Source organism: Candidatus Palauibacter sp. (assembly GCF_965237495.1).
Lineage (GTDB): Bacteria > Gemmatimonadota > Gemmatimonadetes > Palauibacterales > Palauibacteraceae > Palauibacter.
Genome location: NZ_OZ250143.1, coordinates 2,615,041 through 2,633,829, shown reverse-complemented (window position 1 = coordinate 2,633,829; position 18,789 = coordinate 2,615,041). Strand labels below are relative to the sequence as shown.

At 66.2% G+C, this 18,789-nt stretch carries 11 protein-coding genes and 1 pseudogene; 9 read left to right on the top strand and 3 right to left on the bottom strand.

Going from position 1 to position 18,789, the window contains the following annotated elements:
- Window positions 1-10: 10 nt before the first annotated feature.
- From ACPXY0_RS11540 to ACPXY0_RS11515, 6 genes are all read left to right on the top strand, one after another.
- A complete protein-coding gene (locus ACPXY0_RS11540) occupies window positions 11-1,573 on the top strand; it encodes a type I restriction-modification system subunit M (protein ID WP_423924669.1) in 1,563 nt (520 codons plus the stop codon).
- A gap of 18 nt (window positions 1,574-1,591) precedes the next feature.
- Complete coding sequence (locus ACPXY0_RS11535) at window positions 1,592-2,008, top strand: HI0074 family nucleotidyltransferase substrate-binding subunit (RefSeq protein ID WP_423924667.1); 417 nt, start codon at window positions 1,592-1,594, stop codon at window positions 2,006-2,008.
- Window positions 1,999-3,540 carry a nucleotidyltransferase domain-containing protein gene (locus ACPXY0_RS11530; RefSeq protein WP_423924665.1) on the top strand — a complete coding sequence of 514 codons (1,542 nt, stop codon included), beginning with the start codon at window positions 1,999-2,001 and terminating at the stop codon, window positions 3,538-3,540. Before ACPXY0_RS11535 ends, ACPXY0_RS11530 begins: the two co-directional genes overlap by 10 nt.
- Before the next feature lie 250 nt (window positions 3,541-3,790).
- Complete coding sequence (locus ACPXY0_RS11525; RefSeq protein ID WP_423924664.1) at window positions 3,791-5,530, top strand: ATP-binding protein; 1,740 nt, start codon at window positions 3,791-3,793, stop codon at window positions 5,528-5,530.
- 58 nt (window positions 5,531-5,588) lie between these two features.
- Complete coding sequence (locus ACPXY0_RS11520; protein WP_423924663.1) at window positions 5,589-8,717, top strand: type I restriction endonuclease subunit R; 3,129 nt, start codon at window positions 5,589-5,591, stop codon at window positions 8,715-8,717.
- 324 nt (window positions 8,718-9,041) lie between these two features.
- Window positions 9,042-9,767, top strand: coding sequence for a toll/interleukin-1 receptor domain-containing protein (locus ACPXY0_RS11515; RefSeq protein ID WP_423924662.1), 726 nt, complete (start codon window positions 9,042-9,044; stop codon window positions 9,765-9,767).
- On the opposite strand, the gene ACPXY0_RS11510 is transcribed toward ACPXY0_RS11515, so the two are convergent.
- Together ACPXY0_RS11510 and ACPXY0_RS11505 are read right to left on the bottom strand one after the other, a co-directional pair.
- Window positions 9,649-10,692, bottom strand: a complete 1,044-nt coding sequence (locus ACPXY0_RS11510) for a relaxase/mobilization nuclease domain-containing protein (RefSeq protein WP_423924661.1) — start codon at window positions 10,690-10,692, stop codon at window positions 9,649-9,651. The genes ACPXY0_RS11515 and ACPXY0_RS11510 overlap by 119 nt on opposite strands.
- Window positions 10,682-11,020: a MobC family plasmid mobilization relaxosome protein gene (locus ACPXY0_RS11505; protein ID WP_423924660.1), complete on the bottom strand. Its 339-nt coding sequence runs from the start codon at window positions 11,018-11,020 to the stop codon at window positions 10,682-10,684. The genes ACPXY0_RS11510 and ACPXY0_RS11505 overlap by 11 nt, the downstream gene beginning before the upstream one ends.
- Window positions 11,021-12,056: 1,036 nt before the next feature.
- Between ACPXY0_RS11505 and ACPXY0_RS11500 the strand changes: the two are divergent.
- Window positions 12,057-12,374: pseudogene (locus ACPXY0_RS11500) on the top strand (Ig-like domain-containing protein); the annotation flags it as partial.
- 108 nt (window positions 12,375-12,482) lie between these two features.
- Window positions 12,483-13,907 carry an Ig-like domain-containing protein gene (locus ACPXY0_RS11495; protein ID WP_423930670.1) on the top strand — a complete coding sequence of 475 codons (1,425 nt, stop codon included), beginning with the start codon at window positions 12,483-12,485 and terminating at the stop codon, window positions 13,905-13,907.
- Between the two features lie 187 nt (window positions 13,908-14,094).
- Here ACPXY0_RS11495 and ACPXY0_RS11490 read toward each other — a convergent pair whose 3' ends face one another.
- Entirely contained in the window at window positions 14,095-15,447 is a 1,353-nt protein-coding gene (locus ACPXY0_RS11490; RefSeq protein WP_423924653.1) for an IS1380 family transposase, read from the bottom strand.
- A gap of 219 nt (window positions 15,448-15,666) precedes the next feature.
- Between ACPXY0_RS11490 and ACPXY0_RS11485 the strand changes: the two genes are divergently transcribed.
- Window positions 15,667-18,675, top strand: a complete 3,009-nt coding sequence (locus tag ACPXY0_RS11485) for a hypothetical protein (RefSeq protein ID WP_423924659.1) — start codon at window positions 15,667-15,669, stop codon at window positions 18,673-18,675.
- Window positions 18,676-18,789: the final 114 nt, after the last annotated feature.

Sequence of the window (18,789 nt, the reverse complement as noted above, 5' to 3'; positions counted from 1 at the left end):
AGCGACGAAGATGGCAACCAAGCCCACTGATAGCGGCGCAACGACAGGCCACGAAGCCGAGCTGTGGGCGATGGCCGATGCCCTCCGCGGCTCGATGGATGCGGCCGAGTACAAGCACGTCGTGCTCGGGCTCATCTTTCTGAAGTACATCTCGGACGCCTTCGAGGAGCACCACGCGGCGGTGCTGGCCGAGTGGGGGGAAGAGGCTGCGGAGGACGGTGATGAGTACATCGCGGAGAACATTTTTTGGGTGCCGCCCGAGGCCCGCTGGCCGCACCTTAAGGCCCGGGCGCGGCAGGCGACCATCGGCCAGACCGTCGACCGGGCCATGGCGGCGATCGAGCGTGACAACCCCGCGCTGAAGGAGGTGCTGGCCAAGGACTACGCACGGCCCGCTCTGGACAAGCAGCGTCTCGGCCAGTTGATCGACATGATCGGAAATATCCGCGTTGGAGACGCCGAAGCCCGCTCCCGAGACGTGCTCGGCCGCGTGTACGAGTACTTCCTCTCACAGTTCGCCAGCGCCGAGGGCAAGAGGGGCGGCGAGTTCTACACCCCCCGCTGCGTCGTCAAGCTGCTCGTCGAGATGCTGGAACCCTACCGGGGGCGGGTCTACGATCCCTGCTGCGGATCCTCGGGCATGTTCGTCCAGTCCATCGAGTTCATTCGTGCCCACGCCAGCGGAAACGGCAATGGCGGCAGGGCGCGCGGCGACATCTCGATCTACGGCCAGGAGTCGAACTACACGACGTGGCGGCTGGCCAAGATGAACCTGGCCATACGCGGGATCGGGGGGCAGATCGCTCACGGGGACAGCTTCCACAACGACCGCCACCCGGACCTGAAGGCGGACTTCATCCTCGCCAATCCCCCGTTCAACGTTTCGGACTGGGGCGGCGAGAGGCTGGCCGAAGACAAGCGCTGGCGCCATGGCGTCCCGCCGAAGGGGAACGCGAACTTCGCGTGGGTGCAGCACATGGTCCATCACCTCGCACCGAGGGGCATAGCGGGGTTCGTGCTGGCCAACGGCTCAATGTCGTCGAATCAGTCCGGAGAGGGCAAGATCCGGAAGAACATGATCGAGGCAGAGCTGGTCGACTGCATGGTCGCGCTACCGGGCCAGCTCTTCTACTCGACCCAGATTCCCGCCTGCCTGTGGTTCCTGGCGCGTGCGCGCCAGCGTCAGGGCGAGATCCTGTTCATCGACGCGAGGAAGCTCGGCCGGATGGTGGACCGGACGCACCGCGAGCTGACCGACGAGGACATCGCCCGGATCGCAGACACCTACCACGCCTGGCGGACGGAAGAAGAAGGAGACGGCTACGCCGATGTGCCCGGCTTCTGCAAGAGCGCCTCGCTGGACGAGGTACGGAAGCACAGCCACGTGCTCACGCCGGGTCGCTACGTCGGCGTGGAGCCGCAGGAGGATGACGGCGAGCCGTTCGAGGACAAGATGACGCGGCTGGTGGCCGCACTACGTGAGCAGCAGGCCGAAGGCGCCCGGCTGGAGGCCGCCATCGCCGAGAACCTGGAGGCGTTGGGGTTCGGGCTTCGGCGGTCAGCCACGGGCTGAACAAAGGATGAGAGACGCATGATCGAGTACGACAAGTTCCGACTTTCCCTGAAGCGCTTGGAGGAGCAGCTTGAGAATTACCGCCATGGCAACCCCGCTCTTTCCGACCTCGACCGCGAAGGGATTGCCGAGTCAGTCATTCAGCGCTTCGAAATCTGCTACGACTGCCTTTGGAAGGTGCTGAAGAGATACCTGAGGCAGGATTTGGGCATCGCCGACCCGCCCAACAGCCCGAAGCCCGTCCTCAGGCTCGGGTACGAGAACGACCTGTTCTCCGCGCCTCTGGAACAATGGCTGCGTTACGCTGATGCTCGGACCGACACTTCCCACGACTACGACGGTGAAAAGGCACAAGCTTGCCTAGCGCTGGTGCCGGATTTCGTGGACGACGCAATCGGCCTCTACCAAACCATGACCGGGAAGACATGGGACTAGAACAAACCATCGACATCACCAGTCAGCAGCGCCGGACGATTCTGGCCTTGCTGGAACGCTACCTGCCGGACACAGAGGCCTGGGTCTACGGTTCGCGCGCCAACTGGACCTCACGGCCGGAGTCCGACCTCGATCTGGTGGTCTTCACGACACGGGAACAACGAAAGCAGGTCGAGGCGCTGCGGGGGGCGTTCGAGGAAAGCGTTCTGCCGTTCCGTGTGGATCTGTTCGTTTGGGATGAGGTGCCGGTGTCTTTTCGCAGGCGAATTGACGAGGGGCACGTTACTTTGGCGGCACCAAGCCGGCGGCCAGCCCCCGATGAGTGGCGGGCGTCAACATGGGGCGAGGAGATCGCGCTCGAATATGGCAAGGCGCTCAGGGATTACGACGCAGGCGCAGGCCACTATCGCGTCTTTGGCTCCAATGGTCCAATCGGATGGACTGACGAGGCCCTGGTGGCAGGTCCGGGAGTTGTTCTCGGCCGCAAAGGCGCCTATCGCGGAGTCGAGTACTCGGCCAACCCGTTTTTTGTGATCGACACCGCGTATTATGTTGTGTCCAAGGCTGGACATGATATGCGTTGGCTCCTTTACGCTATCAAGCACTACAAGCTGGGCGAGATTGACGACGGGTCGCCGATCCCGTCCACGACACGTGCTGCCGTCTATCCGCGAGAACTTGCTGTCCCTCCTCGTTCTGAGCAACGAGCCATCGCCCACATCCTCGGCACGCTGGACGACAAGGTCGAGCTGAACCAGCGTATGAACGCAACGCTGGAGGCGATGGCACGTGCGTTGTTCAAGTCCTGGTTCGTCGATTTCGATCCGGTCCGCGCGAAGACGGAGGGTCGTGACACGGGATTGCCCCAAGACATCGCCGATCTGTTCCCCGACCGGCTCGTGGATTCCGAGATGGGCGAGATTCCGGAGGGGTGGTGCGCGAGTACGCTTGCCGATGTCGCGCTTCTCAATCCTGAGTCATGGAATCACCGAAACGCGCCAGACCGTATCCTGTATGTGGACTTGGCGAACACGAAGTGGGGCTACATCGATGACATTCAGAAATACATGTGGGCCAACGCACCTAGCCGCGCTCGCCGAGTGCTGCGCCGCGGGGACACGATCGTGGGCACGGTTCGACCAGCTAACGGGTCTTTCGCGCTCGTCGACCGAGGTGGCCTCACCGCGAGCACTGGCTTTGCTGTGCTGCGCCCTGTGAACGCGACTGAGCGGGAAATCGTTTGGTGCGCGGCGACTTCCCATGATGCCATCCAACGTCTCGCTCACCTCGCGGACGGAGGTGCGTATCCAGCCGTCAGGCCGAGAGCCGTCCTGGACACCGCGGTTGCACTGCCCGACGCGCAGGTGCGACTCGCGTTCTCCTCATTAACGGCGCCATTGCTGAACCGACTGAAAGCAAATCAGCGAGAAGCTCGCACCCTCGCCGCTCTTCGCGACACCCTTCTCCCCAAGCTCATTTCGGGTGAGATCCGCGTTGACGACGCCCAGAAACTGACGGGAGCGCGCGCATGACGCCGGCCCCCGTCAATCCCGTCCTGGTTCGGTGGGCGCGCGAGTGCTCCGCAATTGCGCCTGAAGACCCGGTCGCGAAGTTCAAGTGGTTGTCGGGAGTGGGAGCAGGGCGAAACGCAGCCCACCTGAAGCAGGTCGAGGCTCTTGCAGACAAGATTCATGATGAACTGTCCGAAACCTTCGCCGGGAGGGCGGGCGTTTCGATATGCGAGAGGGTCGGACCACGGGATGGCCCGCCTGGAGGCAAATCGTGACCATCGCTGACTCCGAGCTTCGGAAGCGCCTGCGTCTAGGTGAGGATAGCGGCTGGGAGTTCAAACAGATCGAGTTCAGCGGGGACCGCCCGACGAGTCCCCGGCGTGACGATCTGGCGGATGAGATGGCCGCCTTCGCCAACTCGAACGGCGGCATACTGCTCTGCGGCGTTACCGACGACGGCCGGATTCAGGGAATGTCCGCGGCGCAGATGGGGGCTCTCGGCACCTTGCTGGTCGAAGTAAGCAGGGATGCGGTGGAACCTGCTTTGCGTATTGATGTCCACCATCGAGAACTTGACGGCAAAGCGTTCATGCTCGTTCAGGTGTCGCGGGGCGACGCCGTTCACGAACGGTCCGGACGTGCGTTCATACGAGTTGGTGCGGCCAAGCGCCGGCTCTCGGGTGACGAACGCTTGCGACTGGCGCAGAGGCGCGCACAGCGCCGCTACCTTTGGCATGACCAACAGGTCGTACCGCAGACGGGCTTCGAGACGCTCAGCGAACACCTCTGGGAGCCGCTGCTCAGCGTCGCTGGAGCGGCCGACCCGCGCCGGGGACTGATGAGCCTTCGCCTCCTGGCAACCGATGAAGCAGAGGTGGATCGAGCCACGGTCGCCGGCGTGCTGCTTTGCGCCAAGTCGCCTCGGGAGTGGTTGCCGCAGGCGGCCATCGTGGCGACCCGCTATCAGGGAAAGGATCGCGCATTCGGACAGTTGGACACCCAGGAAATCGCCGGTCCGCTGCCAGGCCAGATCGCCGATGCAGTGAAGTTCGTCGTCCGCAACATGCGTGTGGCGGCTCGCAAAACGCCGGCGCGAGAGAACGTTCCACAATACAGCACGGCCGCGGTATTCGAAGCTGTTGTCAACGCGGTTGCGCACCGAGACTACTCCATTGCCTCGCGGCGCATCAGGCTTTCGATGTTCAGCGACCGCCTCGAGATCGACTCGCCTGGTCAGCTTCCCAACGGGATGACCCTGGAAGGCATGGCGGAAAGCCAGGCGACACGCAACGAAGTGATCGCTTCGGTGTTCGGGCGAATCCCGGTCAGCGATGTCCCCGGGGCGGAGCATCGGCGGTATTTGATGGAACGTCGGGGGGACGGTGTCTCGATCATCCTCAAGGAGACGCGGGAGGCTGCCGGTGCCCTGCCGGACTACAAGGTGGTCAACGACTCAAGCCTGGTCCTGGTCATCCCGGCGGCCAAACTCGAACTTGCTCCCGCCCACGCCACGGTTACGGTGCACTCGGAAGGCGAACCGCTGCCCGGCGTCGAGGTGCTCGCGCTCTTTCCGAACAAGACATGGCAAAGGGCAACCACCGACGAGAATGGCGAGGCGGATCTCGACCTGTACACGACCCATCTGCCGATGACCGTCTACGCCGCCGCACGCGGTTATGTCGCGGGACTCGAACGGGAGTGGATACCAAGCCAAGGTGGCCTGCTGTTGGAACTCACGGCCCTCTCGGACGGGGGCTCGGCCATATTCTCCAAGAGCACTGGCCACCTCCCCGGCTTGCGGGGGCGGTTGAACCCGATACTCGACACTTCCAACCGGACCTGTCTGTACGCGGACAACATCGCTATCGAAGAGGGACGGCAGCAGCCGGTGAGCTTTCGGCTCGGCAAACCAATAAGACTTACGGACGCCTTTGGCGCCGAGCTGTCCGTGACCATCGTCGATATCGTCGGGCGTTCCTCGTTGGTGGAATACCGGCCGTTCGCACCGTGAGACATTTCGTTGCTGACGCAGGAGATTGCGGCGCCCGGCGTCTGAGCCGTTGAGTCCGGTGACCACCTTCACCGAGTCCGAACTGGAAGACGCCGCACTCGAATGGCTCGAAGGCCTTGGGTGGAAGGTGGCCCACGGTCCCCACATTGCCCCGCACTCGGCGGACGCGGAGCGAACGGAGTACGACGAGGTCGTACTTGAGCACCGGCTGCGCGACGCCCTGGACCGCCTGAATCCGAACCTGCCGACCGAGGCCCTGGAGGACGCGTTCCGCAAGCTGGCCCGGCCTGAAGGCTCCTCGCTGGAAACCCGCAACCGCGCGTTCCACCGCATGCTGGTGGACGGCGTGACGGTCGAGTACCGGAGCGCTGGCGGCGCCATGCGCGGAGCGCAGGTCTCCGTCCTCGACTACGAGAACCCCGCCAAGAACGACTGGCTGGCGGTCAACCAGTTCACTGTCGTCGAGGGCGAACACGAGCGGCGGCCGGATGTCGTGCTGTTCGTCAACGGCCTTCCGCTCGGTCTGGTCGAGCTGAAGAACCCGGCGGACGAGAAGGCCACGGTGTGGACGGCCTGGCAGCAGATCCAGACCTACAAGACCGAACTCTCGGACCTGTTCGCCTTCAACGCGGCGCTCATCGCTTCGGACGGAGTCGAGGCGCGCATCGGCACGCTCACTGCGGGACGGGAATGGTTCAAGCCTTGGCGCACGATCACTGGCGAGACGCTGGCCGATCCGCATCTGCCGCAATTGCAGGTCCTCCTCGCCGGTGCTTGCGCGCCGCAGCGTTTCATGTCCCTGATTCGCGATTTCATCGTGTTCGAGGACGACGGAAGCAGTGTCGCCGCGAAGAAAATGGCGGGTTACCATCAGTTCCACGCGGTTGAGGCTGCGGTCGGCGAGACGCTGCGTGCCTCAAGATTGCAGGAAGAATGGGCAGAACGCGGCCGCTACGAGTCGGGGCGCAAGCCGGGGGGCGCGCCCGGTGACCGGCGGATCGGTGTCGTCTGGCATACGCAGGGCTCCGGCAAGAGTCTGACCATGGCCTTCTATGCCGGGCGGATCATCCGCGAACCGACCATGGAAAACCCGACGATCGTCGTGCTGACCGATCGCAACGACCTCGACGATCAGCTGTTCGGCACGTTCTCGCGTTGCCGGGACCTGCTGCGGCAGCCGCCGACGCAGGCCCAAAGCCGGGCCGACCTGCGCGCCAAGCTGGCGGTCGAGTCGGGGGGCGTGGTGTTCACCACGATCCAGAAGTTCTTTCCGGAGGAGAAGGGCGACCTGCACCCCGAGTTGTCGAAGCGCCGGAACATCGTGGTGATCGCCGACGAAGCGCACCGCAGCCAGTACGACTTCATCGACGGCTACGCGCGTCACATGCGCGATGCGCTCCCCAATGCCTCGTTCATCGGCTTCACCGGCACGCCGATCGAGCTGGAGGACGCCAACACGCGCGCGGTGTTCGGCGATTACATAAGCGTCTACGACATCGAGCGATCCGTCGAGGACCGCGCAACCGTACCGATCTACTACGAGAGCCGGCTGGCGAAACTGACACTGGACGAGGCCGAGCGGCCGAAGATCGATCCCGACTTCGAGGAGTTGACCGAAGGCGAGGAAGTCGAGCGCAAGGAGAAGCTGAAGACCAGGTGGGCCCAGCTGGAGGCCGTCGCCGGAGCCGGACCGCGGCTGAGGCTCATCTCCCGCGACATCGTCTCGCACTTCGACCGGCGCCTCGAGGCCCTGGACGGCAAGGCGATGGTCGTCTGCATGAGCCGCCGCATCTGTATCGACCTCTACCGCGAGCTGATTTGCCTGCGTCCCGACTGGCATCACGAGGTTGACGACAGGGGCCGAATCAAGATCGTGATGACCGGTAGCGCATCGGATCCTCCCGACTGGCAGCCGCACATCCGCAACAAGGCGCGCCGCGAGAGGCTGGCGAAACGGTTCCGCGATCCCGGCGATCCTCTTCAGGTCGTACTCGTGCGGGACATGTGGCTGACCGGCTTCGACGCGCCGAGCCTGCACACCATGTACGTGGACAAGCCGATGCGCGGCCACGGGTTGATGCAGGCGATCGCGCGGGTGAACCGGGTCTTCCGGGACAAGCCGGGCGGCCTGGTCGTCGACTACCTCGGGCTCGCACACGAACTCAAACGAGCCCTCGCGACCTACACCGAGAGCGGGGGCACGGGCAGGACGACCGTGGATCAGTCCGAAGCGGTGGCGGTGATGCAGGAGAAGTACGAGGTGTGCCGCGACCTGTTCCACGGCTTCGACCATTCCGGGTGGATCGATGGCACGCCGGCCGAGCGCGTGAGCCTGCTGCCGGGGGCGCAGGAACACATCCTCGCGCAGGAGGACGGCAAGGAGCGCTGCCTGCGGGCCGTGCGGGAACTCTCGCAGGCCTTTGCGCTCGCCGTCCCTCACGATGAGGCGATAGGGCTCCGCGACGATGTGGCGTTCTTCCAGGCCGTTCGGTCGGTGCTGGCCAAGCGCGCGGCGGGGGAAGCGCGTCCCGGGGAAGAGCTGGACTACGCCATTCGCCAGATCGTCTCGCGGGCGGTGGCGTCGGAAGGCGTCGTCGACATCTTCGCCGCCGCCGGTCTTGAGAAGCCCGACATCTCGATCCTGTCCGAGGAGTTCCTGGTCGAAGTGCGGGGCATGAAACAGCGCAACCTCGCGGTCGAGCTGCTCCAGAAGCTGCTCAAGGGGGAGTTGGCCGTCCGCAGGCGAAAGAACGTCGTCCAGGCGCGATCCTTTGCCGAGATGCTCGAACAGACCGTCCGCCGCTACGCGAACCGAGCCGTCGAAGCCTCGCAGGTCATCGAGGAACTGATTCAGCTTGCCCGCGACATGCGCGAAGCGAACGCCCGGGGCGAGGCGTTGGGGCTCTCCGAGGACGAACTCGCCTTCTACGACGCGCTCGAGGCGAACGACAGCGCCGTGCAGGTCCTCGGCGACGAGACGCTACGCGATATCGCTCGCGAGTTGGTCGAGACCGTGCGGAACAACGTCAGGATCGACTGGACGCTTCGCGAAAACGTCCGCGCCAACCTGCGCCGGCTGGTCAAGCGCATCCTGCGCAAGCACGGCTACCCGCCCGACAAGCAGGAGAAGGCGACGCGGACGGTCCTCGAACAAGCTGAGGTGCTGTCCGCCGGCTGGGCGGTGTGACGTCAGACCGTCCTTGCGAAGCTCCTCCTCGCGGTTGGCCTGCTCCACCCGGCGCCGGATCGCTGTCGCCAAGAGCTCAAACTCGCAGACCAGCTGGTCCGCGCTCCGGCCGGCACGAGCCAGTTCCACTATTCGCGCCTTAGACTCCGGGGCGTACCTCCGTCCGCTGTCCGCCAGCGGGCACCTCCTTGTCTTGACGAACGCCCAAAGGTGTCCCCCAAATCCGAAGGAGGCGTCGCCCCGGCATCCGGAGACCGGTGCCCCAGGGACTGCTCCCCGGCCCCACCCGATACTCAACGTCGAAAGGAGTGCCAAGCAAACGCAATGATCGCCTTCATCTCATATTCGTACTTGGATCGAGAATACGCCCGGCAAACAAAGCAAGTGTTGGAGGAAGTCGGTATCGCCGCATTTATAGCCCACGAGGACTTGGAAGTGTCCGAGGAGTGGAAGGTTCGGATCATTGAGGAGTTGAAGAGCTGCGACTTGTTCATACCCCTCTTGAGCGAGAACTTCCGACGGTCGAAATGGGCGCCGCAGGAGGCGGGATTCGTCGCGTCACGGCCAGAAGTTCGGATTGCTCCGCTTTCTATCGATGGGACGATACCCTTCGGCTTCATCGAGCATGTTCAGAGCACTCGCATTGGCGAGGGCGGGGTAACCCGTGAACTGCTGGTGATACCGCTCGCGCGGAAGCAGCCCCGAGTGTTCTTGCCGGCATTGATCAAGATAGCGGTGGAGGCCAGGGGCTGGCGGAGCGCTGAACGTAGGATACGCCCACTGGTTCCACTCTTCCCGCTCTTCACCGCTGAAGAGGCCCAGACCTTTGCAGAGAGGGCTGTAAACAACGACCAGGTATGGTCGGCCTCCGAGTGTCGGACCGAACACCTTCCCGAGTTCATCCGTGCGCACGGACACCAGATCAAGTCTGCTACGCTGAAGGCCCTCCAGTATCAGATCGACAATGATCGGCCATACATCCCCAGCACTCAGCCAGGAAGGAGGCGAAGACCGCAGCCTGACGCGTCGGAGCCACGCCTTGACCAGTAACTCGCGCATCCGCCCGGTCGCCTCCTCCGTATCGCGCTCGATGGTACGCAGCGCGTTTCTCGCGACGCGCCGCGAGTTCTCGCCGAGCCGCCCGAGCTCGCTCGCGGTCAACTCCTCGATCTCCCGGCGTTCGCTCTCCAGCCGTCTCCGCAGCCGCTCGGTCAAATCGTTCGCGCTCGAAGTTCTCTCCATACAGTTCTCCTTTCAGCCGCCACCGGTCCCCGGTCTCGGGGTCCAGCGCGGTGATGTAGTCCTTGCCCTGGCGCGGCACCTCCAATCCCGCTTCCCGCAACGCGCCGACGACATCGGCCCGGTTCCGCACGGTGCCGTGCTCGACCCGCTGGAGCAGGTAGTCCCGGATCAGGTCGCGAGGCTCGGCCTCCAGGGCGAGGCCGGTCCTGAGCCGCGCCGCTTCGACGTAGGCGCGGTGTCCGGGTTGCTGCACCCTGGCCCGCGCCGGGTCGTCCGGCCGGCTCCAGCCGTGCTCGTGGTTGAAGGCGTCGCGGAGCGGGTCGAAGGTCTTCCGCCACCCGGGGGGCGCGATGTTGAGGCTCCGGCCGGTCTCCAGGTCGCACCGCGCCGCGAGGACATGGACGTGAGCGCCGCCGCCGCGCTCGCGGTGCAACACGGCCGCCCAGTCGTACCGGTCGGACTCCAGCCCCGCCCAGGCTGTCTTCTCGAAAGCGTCCAGTACCGCTTCGATCTGCTCGTCGGTGGGTTGGTCGTCCGGGGCCCGGGCGATCACGCCAGAGGTGTACCTGTGCTCGAACTCCAGCGTGTCGGCCACCGCGGCCACCCGGTGGGGATCGCCCCGAAGCACCTCGACGCCCTCGCGCGGCTGTCCGGTCGCATCCCGCTCCCCGAGGAGGTAGTCGGCCGCGTCCCGCGCCGAGCCGGTTCCGCGGGCCAAGAACTTAATGTGCATCGGCGTCCGGTCTCTCCAAGGGGGCCAGTGCCCGGAGCGCCCGCTCGATGGCGACAAGGCGGGTGATGATCTCGACAGCCTCGGCCGCCCCCTTGTGGGTGTTCGCCCACCGGGCGATCTGGTTGAGGTTGTTCCCGATGCGGGAGACCTGCCGAGTGCGCTCGCGCTCGACCTCGGCCGCCGGGGCCGTCCATGTCCGCGTGCGCGCCATCGCCCGGCGTATTAGCGCCGACAGGGGCACGCCTGCGGCCGCGGCCTTGGCCCGCCAGTCGGCGAACTCGGCCGCCGATACGCGGGCGGTGACGACGGCGGTGCGGCGCTCAGGCATCACGCCGCACCGACATGGGGGAAAGGGGGCGGCGCCCCCATCCGCGACCTCCACGGGAGCGCGACGTGCGGGGGTTCGAAGGGGGGGCGGGAGCCACCCCCTCACCAGCCCCGTTGTATGACAACGGGTAGGCTGGCTCCCCCGCCTTAGCGGCGTCCGACAAGCCCGTCCGCCGCAGCCGCGGACGCTCCGGCTCATCGCGCCGCATCGGCCTCTTCAACGCGCTCGCGTGCCCCGCGCTCCAGCGAGGCCCTCGGGTACGCCATGTCCTGCCGCGGCGCATCAATCCCCGGCTGGTTTGCCGGCGAATCTGCTTTTCGAGCGCGATGCCGCGCTGCGTGGCGGCGGCCTGAAGCGGTTGAACCGAAGCCATGCCGAGAGCTGGGAGCGGGTGAACACGCCGCCGTGCAGGCTCGCCAAGACGATCCACTCGGCCCGTCGGCCCGTCAAGTCGAACCGCTCCAGCGCCCTCTCGCGCCCTTGAGGTGGGCGGGCATGCTCCGTCCGCCGTCGTCTCCATGGCGAAACGGTGAAGAACCGTTCGGAAGGAAGTCAACCCGTCGGAAACCTCCTAAGTGTCCGTATTGTCCATAGTTGTCCGACGTTGTCCGAGAGCCGTCGGAGGTCGCCGCCAATGCGGTGGCGGACGCCCCGCTACGGGGCGCTCGCGGAAGGCCTCGCAAACGAGCGGATGGAAGCTCGCTCGGGAACGTGGATTCGGGCGGTGTGCCGGGAGGAGGAACCGGCGCTCGCCTCTCCTCCGAGGCCTGTCCGCCCGATCGGGTCTCCTTTTGCCGGCCGGCGAGCCCGAGCGTGTCATACGAATCCGGTTCGCGATCGGTATCACGTCGCCTTGGCCGGCGACCCTCGACTCTTCTCCGCCGGGCAAGGGACGGTGGAGAACTTCCTCCGGGAACTCGTCGCCGGTAAGGCACGAAGCTGACAGAGCGGCACACATGACGTAGCATTGATGGGTCAACGCATCGCCGGGCCTGCGGCCGGCCCTCGGGGTTCGTTCGCCCGTTTCCGGTCGTAGTTGGAGGAGGAGACCTTGCACAGCCGTCGCATCCTCATTGTTGCCGCCGTCGGGCTGTGCGCGGCGTTGTGGACCTACGCCTGCGGGGACGGGGCCACGGAGCCGCCGCCCCCGGCACCCGATCCGCCCCGCCCGGCGAGCGTCGCGGTCGCGCCCGCGACCGTCCAGCTCACCGCCTTGGCCGCGACCAAGCAGTTGACGGTCGAGGTGCGCGACCAGAACGGCAACGCGATGGCGGGAGCCGCGGTGACCTGGTCGAGCAGCGCCGCCGTTGTGGCGACGGTGAGCAACTCCGGGCTGGTGACGGTCGTCGCAAACGGGACGGCCACGATCACGGCGACGGCGGGATCCGCGTCGGGGAGCGCGACGGTCACAGTGGCCCAGGAGGTCAGCGCGGTCGTGGTGTCCCCGGCGGCCGACACGCTGGTGGCGGGGGACACGCTGCGCCTGTCGGCGCGGGCCATGGACGCGAACGGCCATTCGATGGCGGCGGAGTTCGAATGGGCGTCGACCGACACGCTGGTCGCCGCAGTGGACGATGCAGGCCTTGTGACCGGGATCGGCACGGGGGAGGCAGAGGTGACGGCCACCGCAGCGGGGGTCACGGGCCGCGCGGAACTCACGGTCGTGGCTCCGGTGCCGACGACCGTCGCGATCACGCCCGACACGGTGGCGCTGACGGCGCTGGGACAGACCGCGCAACTGGCCGCCGAAGTGCGCGATCAGGCCGGGCGCGTGATGGCGGATGTGCCGGTGACGTGGGCGAGCGCGGACACGACCGTCGCGGTGGTCGACTCGCTGGGATTGTTGACGGCGACGGGCGGGGGTGCCACGACGGTCATCGCGACTGCGGGCGAGGCATCGGGCGAAGCGTTGGCGACGGTGATGCAGTCGGCGGGCGCGGTCATCGTGTCACCGGCCACGGCCACGATCGCGGTAGATGACACGGTGCGGCTTGCTGCGGAGGCGTTCGACGAGAACGGCCATGCCGTCGAAGGCGCAGAGTTCGCTTGGTCGTCGAGCAATGTCTCAGTGGCGATGGTCGACGGATCGGGGCTGGTTCGGGGCATCGCTGAGGGGACGGCGACGATCACCGCGACTGCGGGAGATGCCCGGGGAACGGCTGAGATCACGGTCGAGAACCCGGATAGGGCGGCGCTCGTGGCTTTGTACCATGCCACCGACGGCCCGAACTGGGTCAACAACGACAACTGGCTGACCGACGCGCCGCTCGGCGATTGGCATGGGGTCGAAACCGACCAATCGGGGCGCGTGGTCGGGCTGGTGATGAGCCAATACGATTCCGATGCGCGCGAATGGAGGGGGAACAACCTGTCCGGCCCAATTCCGCCGGAATTGGGAGAATTCCGCGGGCTCAAGCGCCTTAACCTGAAAGTCAATCATCTGTCTGGTCCGATCCCGCCGGAACTGGGAGGCCTCGTTGGCCTCGAGCGGCTCGAACTGGACGGTAACGTCCTGACGGGCCCGATTCCGCCAGAACTCGGAAACCTCGCCAGTCTGACCCTGTTGAGGCTCGGCGGAAACAACCTATCGGGTCCCATCCCGGCCGAGCTCGGGAACCTTGCCGAACTTACCTGGCTGTCCCTCGGGACGGGCGAGCTGTCGGGCCCGATCCCGGCCGAACTCGGAAACCTCGCCGAACTGACCTTTCTGCGGCTCTCCAAGAACAACCTAACCGGCCCGGTCCCGGCCGAGCTCGGCAAGCTCGCCAACCTGACCGATCTTTGGCTCTATCAGAACGACTTGTCGGGCCCTATCCCACCTGAACTCGGCAAGCTGGCCAAGTTGGCCAAGCTGTACCTTTATCCCGGATCCTGCGTTGGCGCATAGTCGGGCGGCCTGAGGGCGATTATGACCGGCGGTTGTGGCGACTTGGCGCGGGCGGTGGCGTTTTCGGGGCCGGACCGGGCCTCGGCGGAGGGCCGGCGGGGCTCGGGAGGGGTCCCGAACGGCTCGCGGAGACACGGGGAGTGGGCGCCGCCGCGCGGCGCCTTCGGAAGGCCGGGGTTGGGACCGGTCAGGCGGGGGCGGGCGGCGGGAGACCCCGCTCGATGGTCCGGAGGCTCCGCCGCAGGAGACCGAGGGCCGGGTCGGCGCGCGCGAACCCGAGCGAGGTTCGGCGAGCGTGGGAGGTGATCCTGGCGGGGGCGCGCAGCAGGCGCAGCCGGATGCCGCGCGGCTGCACGGCGCGCCAGCGACCGCCGAGGAAGTTCGCGCGCAGGATGTGGAGGAGTTGGTAGGCGAGCACGGCGAGGCTCCAGAGCAGGGCGTTGCCGCCGAGGTCGTCCACCGCGGTGCGGCCGGCCGAGAGCTGGCCCAGCTCCTCGATCCGCTGCTCGACGACCGCGCCCGCGTTGTAGGCGCGCCACGCCTCGACGGGGCCGATGCTCCCGATGTTGGTCAGAACGTCGGCGCTCATCGTGGTCTCCCACGCCGCGAGATCGAGTTCTCCCTCGTCCGGCCCGACCCGTCTCCGCCTCTCGACCGAGAGAAGCCGCGTGCCCCACAGCTCGCCGGAGGCCGTCCTCAGCTCCCGGTCCCCGGCCTCGTCCCGGGCGGCGGTCTCCCAGGCGCCCCGGAAGCCGTCGAGCCAGGCGTGCCGCGGCACCTTGAGCAGATAGGACACGCCGAGCTCCTCCATGCGCCGCGCGATGGACTTGGAGAAGAACCCCTTGTCCAGCCGCACGGTGATCCGCCGCACCCCCGCCCCCCTCAGGCGGGCCACCAGCCCGGCCAGCCACGCCTCCGCCCCCCGGGCCGTGTGCGCGCCCCCCGGCCGCCAGCGCACCCCGAGGCAGTCGCCCGTCTCCAGGACGTAGGCCAGAAGGGGGTGGTGCGAGGGGCGGCCCCGCTTCTTCGGGTTGTAGCCCCGCTCCGCCCCGGCCTGCTTCAGCCCGTAGCGCACCACGACGGTCGAGTCCATGACGATCGTCGCCGACCGCGGCGCCCCGCCGGCCAGCTCCCAGCGCCGCCGCACCATCCGCCACAACAGCTCGTCCAGAAGCGGCGACAGCACGGCCGCCGAACCCCGCAACCAGCGCCCGAACGTGGCCGGGTGCGGCACCCGCGCCCAGCCGAAGATGCGGCGCACGCCCCGCCGCTCCAGAAGCGGCAGGTCGTCCATCACCCCGCCGCCGTACAGGAGCAGCACCACCCACGACTCGACCATGAGCGATGGCCGGTAGCGGCCGGGGACGTTCCCGCTCCGCCGGTCGATCCAGCCGCCCAGCCCCAGCGCGTCCCACAGCTTCCGAACCACGACGAGGCCGCCCGCGTCGGTGATCCGCCCGCCGCCCCCGCGGACCCTCAGCGCGGCCGCCGATCCTTGCACGTGCGGGCGCGGTCCGGTATAGTCGTTTCCACGCACCATTCGGGTGTCCTCCGTTCCGGGGTGAACTCTTGTTCAGTCCCTCTGAACGTAGGGCCCCGGGCGGTGCTTTTCCATAGTCCGAAACTATGATCTCACTATCGTCAAGGCCTCCACGGCCCGGCTACGGCCGCCCTCCCGGACGAGCCCCGCGCCCACGATCGCAGGATCCGGGTTTATAATAACTCTCTCACGGATCGGATCCCGGCCGAACTTGCAAGCATGGCCAACCTCCGGATACTGCATTTGGGGGCAAACGACCTTTCGGGCCCTATCCCGCTTGAACTCGCCAGCCTCGCCAAGCTTGAACAACTGAGTCTCTACGATAACAGGCTGACAGACCCCATCCCCCGGAGTTTGCTTGATAGCCCCGCATTGACAGTGTTCCGGTTTCACCGGAACGACGGTCTGTGCGCGCCGGGCACGACGGACTTCGCAGATTGGCTTAACGGGCTCGCAAGGTACGAGGGACCGTTCTGTAACGAATCGGACGAGGACGCACTGGGATCACTGTTCGAGACCGCGGGCGGAGCCGGGTGGACGAAGGATCAAGGCTGGCTGGACGGCCCCGTCCTCTCCGGTTGGTACGGCGTCAGTGCTGACGCCCTCGGCCGCGTAACCTCGCTTGACCTCACAGGCAACGGGCTGAGCGGACGCCTACCTCGGAGCATGAGCGAGCTGGCCCAGCTCACTGAACTCAAGATAGGGGATAATCCCGCCCTTTCCGGTCGCCTCCCGTCGTCCCTGGTCGATCTCCCCCTCCGGACGCTCCACTATCCGGGTACGGACCTTTGCGCCCCGGCCGAGCCGGCCTTCCGCGAATGGCTGAACGCAATTCCGTCGCACGAAGGCACTGAGGCTGAGTGCGGCGCACTATCGGACCGGGAGATCCTGCGGGCGTTGTACGAGGCGACCGGCGGGCCGGACTGGACCAACCGGGAGAACTGGCTGACCGAAGCACCGCTCGGCGATTGGTATGGAGTTCGCGTGGATGGCCAAGGGCGAGTGATTGAAATCTCGCTCTTGGCAAACAACCTCAGGGGCTCGATCCGAACCGAACTAGGGAGCTTGGCAAGCTTGGAGAGGCTGTCACTCGCTAGAAACAGCCTGTCGGGCGTGATCCCCGCCGAACTTGGAAACCTCGCCAACCTGCAGCGCCTGTCCTTCAACAGTAACGCCTTGGAGGGTCCGATCCCGCCCGAGCTCGGTAGCTTGGCCAACATCCAGAGGCTGTCGCTTGAAGACAACGCCCTGGAGGGCGTGATTCCGGCTGCACTAGGCGGCCTGAGCCGCCTACAGGAGCTGGACCTCGCGGAAAACCGATTGGACGGCCCGATCCCGCCCGAGCTCAGCAACCTCGGTAACATAAGGTATCTCGAGCTGGCCGATAACAACCTCACTGGCCCGATCCCGACCGGACTCGGGAGCCTCTCCAACATGCGGAGACTGTCCCTCTCCAGAAACGGCCTGACAGGGTCGCTGCCGCCCGAGCTCGCCAGTCTCGCCAATCTTGAAGGCCTGTACCTCGGCGACAACGACCTGGAGGGCCAGGTTCCGTCGGAGTTTAGCGGCCTCACACGTCTGCGCGAACTCGCGCTGTCCGGCAACCGCCGTATGTCCGGTGCCCTCCCGGTCAGCCTGACGAACTTGCCATCGCTCACAGCGTTGCTGGCCGGAGGTACGGGACTTTGCGCGCCCGCAGACGCCAACTTCGTCGAGTGGTTGGAACGCTTGTCCAGCCGGCGGGTTGCCGTCTGCGAGACGATGCCCGCGACGGCGCATCTCGTCCAAGCGGTGCAGTCTCGAGAGTTTCCCGTGCCCTTGGTTGCCAGTGAGGAAGCTCTACTACGTGTCTTCGTCACCGCCGCCCGCTCCAACCAGCAGCGCCTCCCTCCAGTGCGGGCCTCGTTCTACCTGGGAGGCGCGGTCGCCCACGTTGCCGACATACCGGGAAAGCCAGGCCCTATCCCGACCGATGTGGACGAGGGGTCGCTGGCGCAATCGGTCAACGACGTGATACCCGCTGAGGTAATTCGGCCGGGGCTGGAGATGGTGATCGAGATCGACCCGGCACGGACGCTGGACCCTGGGCTGGGTATCGCGACACGGATTCCCGAGACGGGCCGCATGCCGGTCGAGGTCAGGGAGATGCCCGTCTTCGACCTCACCGTGATTCCATTCCTCTGGAGTGCCGACCCCGACTCGGCGATTCTCGAACAAACGGTGGGTATGGCTGCGGATCCCGCAGGCCACGAACTGCTTGAACTTACTCGGATCCTGATGCCAGTCGGCGATCTTCGTATCACTGCGCACGAACCCGTCCTCAGCTCAAGCAACAATGCGTATGTGCTTATTGCCGAGACTAGGGCCATCCGAGCTCTCGAAGGAGGCAGCGGCCACTACATTGGCATGATATCGGGAGCCTTCACGGGGGCGGCAGGCTTGGCGAGCCGGCCTGGGAGGGCGAGCTTCGCGAGAAACCGCTCCTCTACCATCGCGCACGAGTTGGGTCACAACATGAGCCTCCAACACGGAACATCCCCTGGCGCGGGCGGCGTCGACCCGGCGTATCCGTACCCGGGCGGGGCCATCGGTGTTTGGGCGTACGACTTCCGGGATGGTGGCCGACTGGTGCCCCCGAGTGCGCGCGATGTGATGGCCGGCGGCGGATCGGAGAGTTGGATCAGCGATTACCACTTCGACAAGGCCCTCCGCTTCCGCCTTACCGACGAGGGTGTGTCCGGTCCGGGGTCGCCCGGCAGTTCGCTCCTCCTGTGGGGCGGCATTGGCGCGCACAGCGTACCGTATCTGGAGCCCGCATTCGTCCTCGACGCGCCGGCCGCACTCCCGGACTCCGCCGGGTCGTATCGAATTACCGGACGCAACGACAGCGGCCGCGAACTCTTCTCACTCAGCTTCACCATGCCCGAGACTGTCGACGGCGACGGCAATTCGTCGTTCGCATACGTGCTCCCGGTGCAGGCCGGCTGGGAAGGTAACCTCGCCACCGTCATCCTCTCCGGACCGGGTGGCTCCGCCACGCTGCACGGCAACAGCGACATCCCCATGGCCATCCTGCGAAACCCCCGTACCGGCCAAGTGCGGGGGATTCTGCGCGATGTTCCACCTCCGGGCCAACTCGCCCGGGACGAGACAGGACAGGCCGTTGGACCGGACCTCGAAGTGCTCTTTAGCCGCGGGATTCCGGACGCTGCGGCTTGGAGACGATGACGGAGCACGCGGCAATCGCGAGACGGCCCGCAGCTTCCCGCCATTTCGACGCGGGTTTCTCGCGATTTCGGTACGGCGAAATCACGTGCGGACCAACGGCAGGAAGGGCAGATC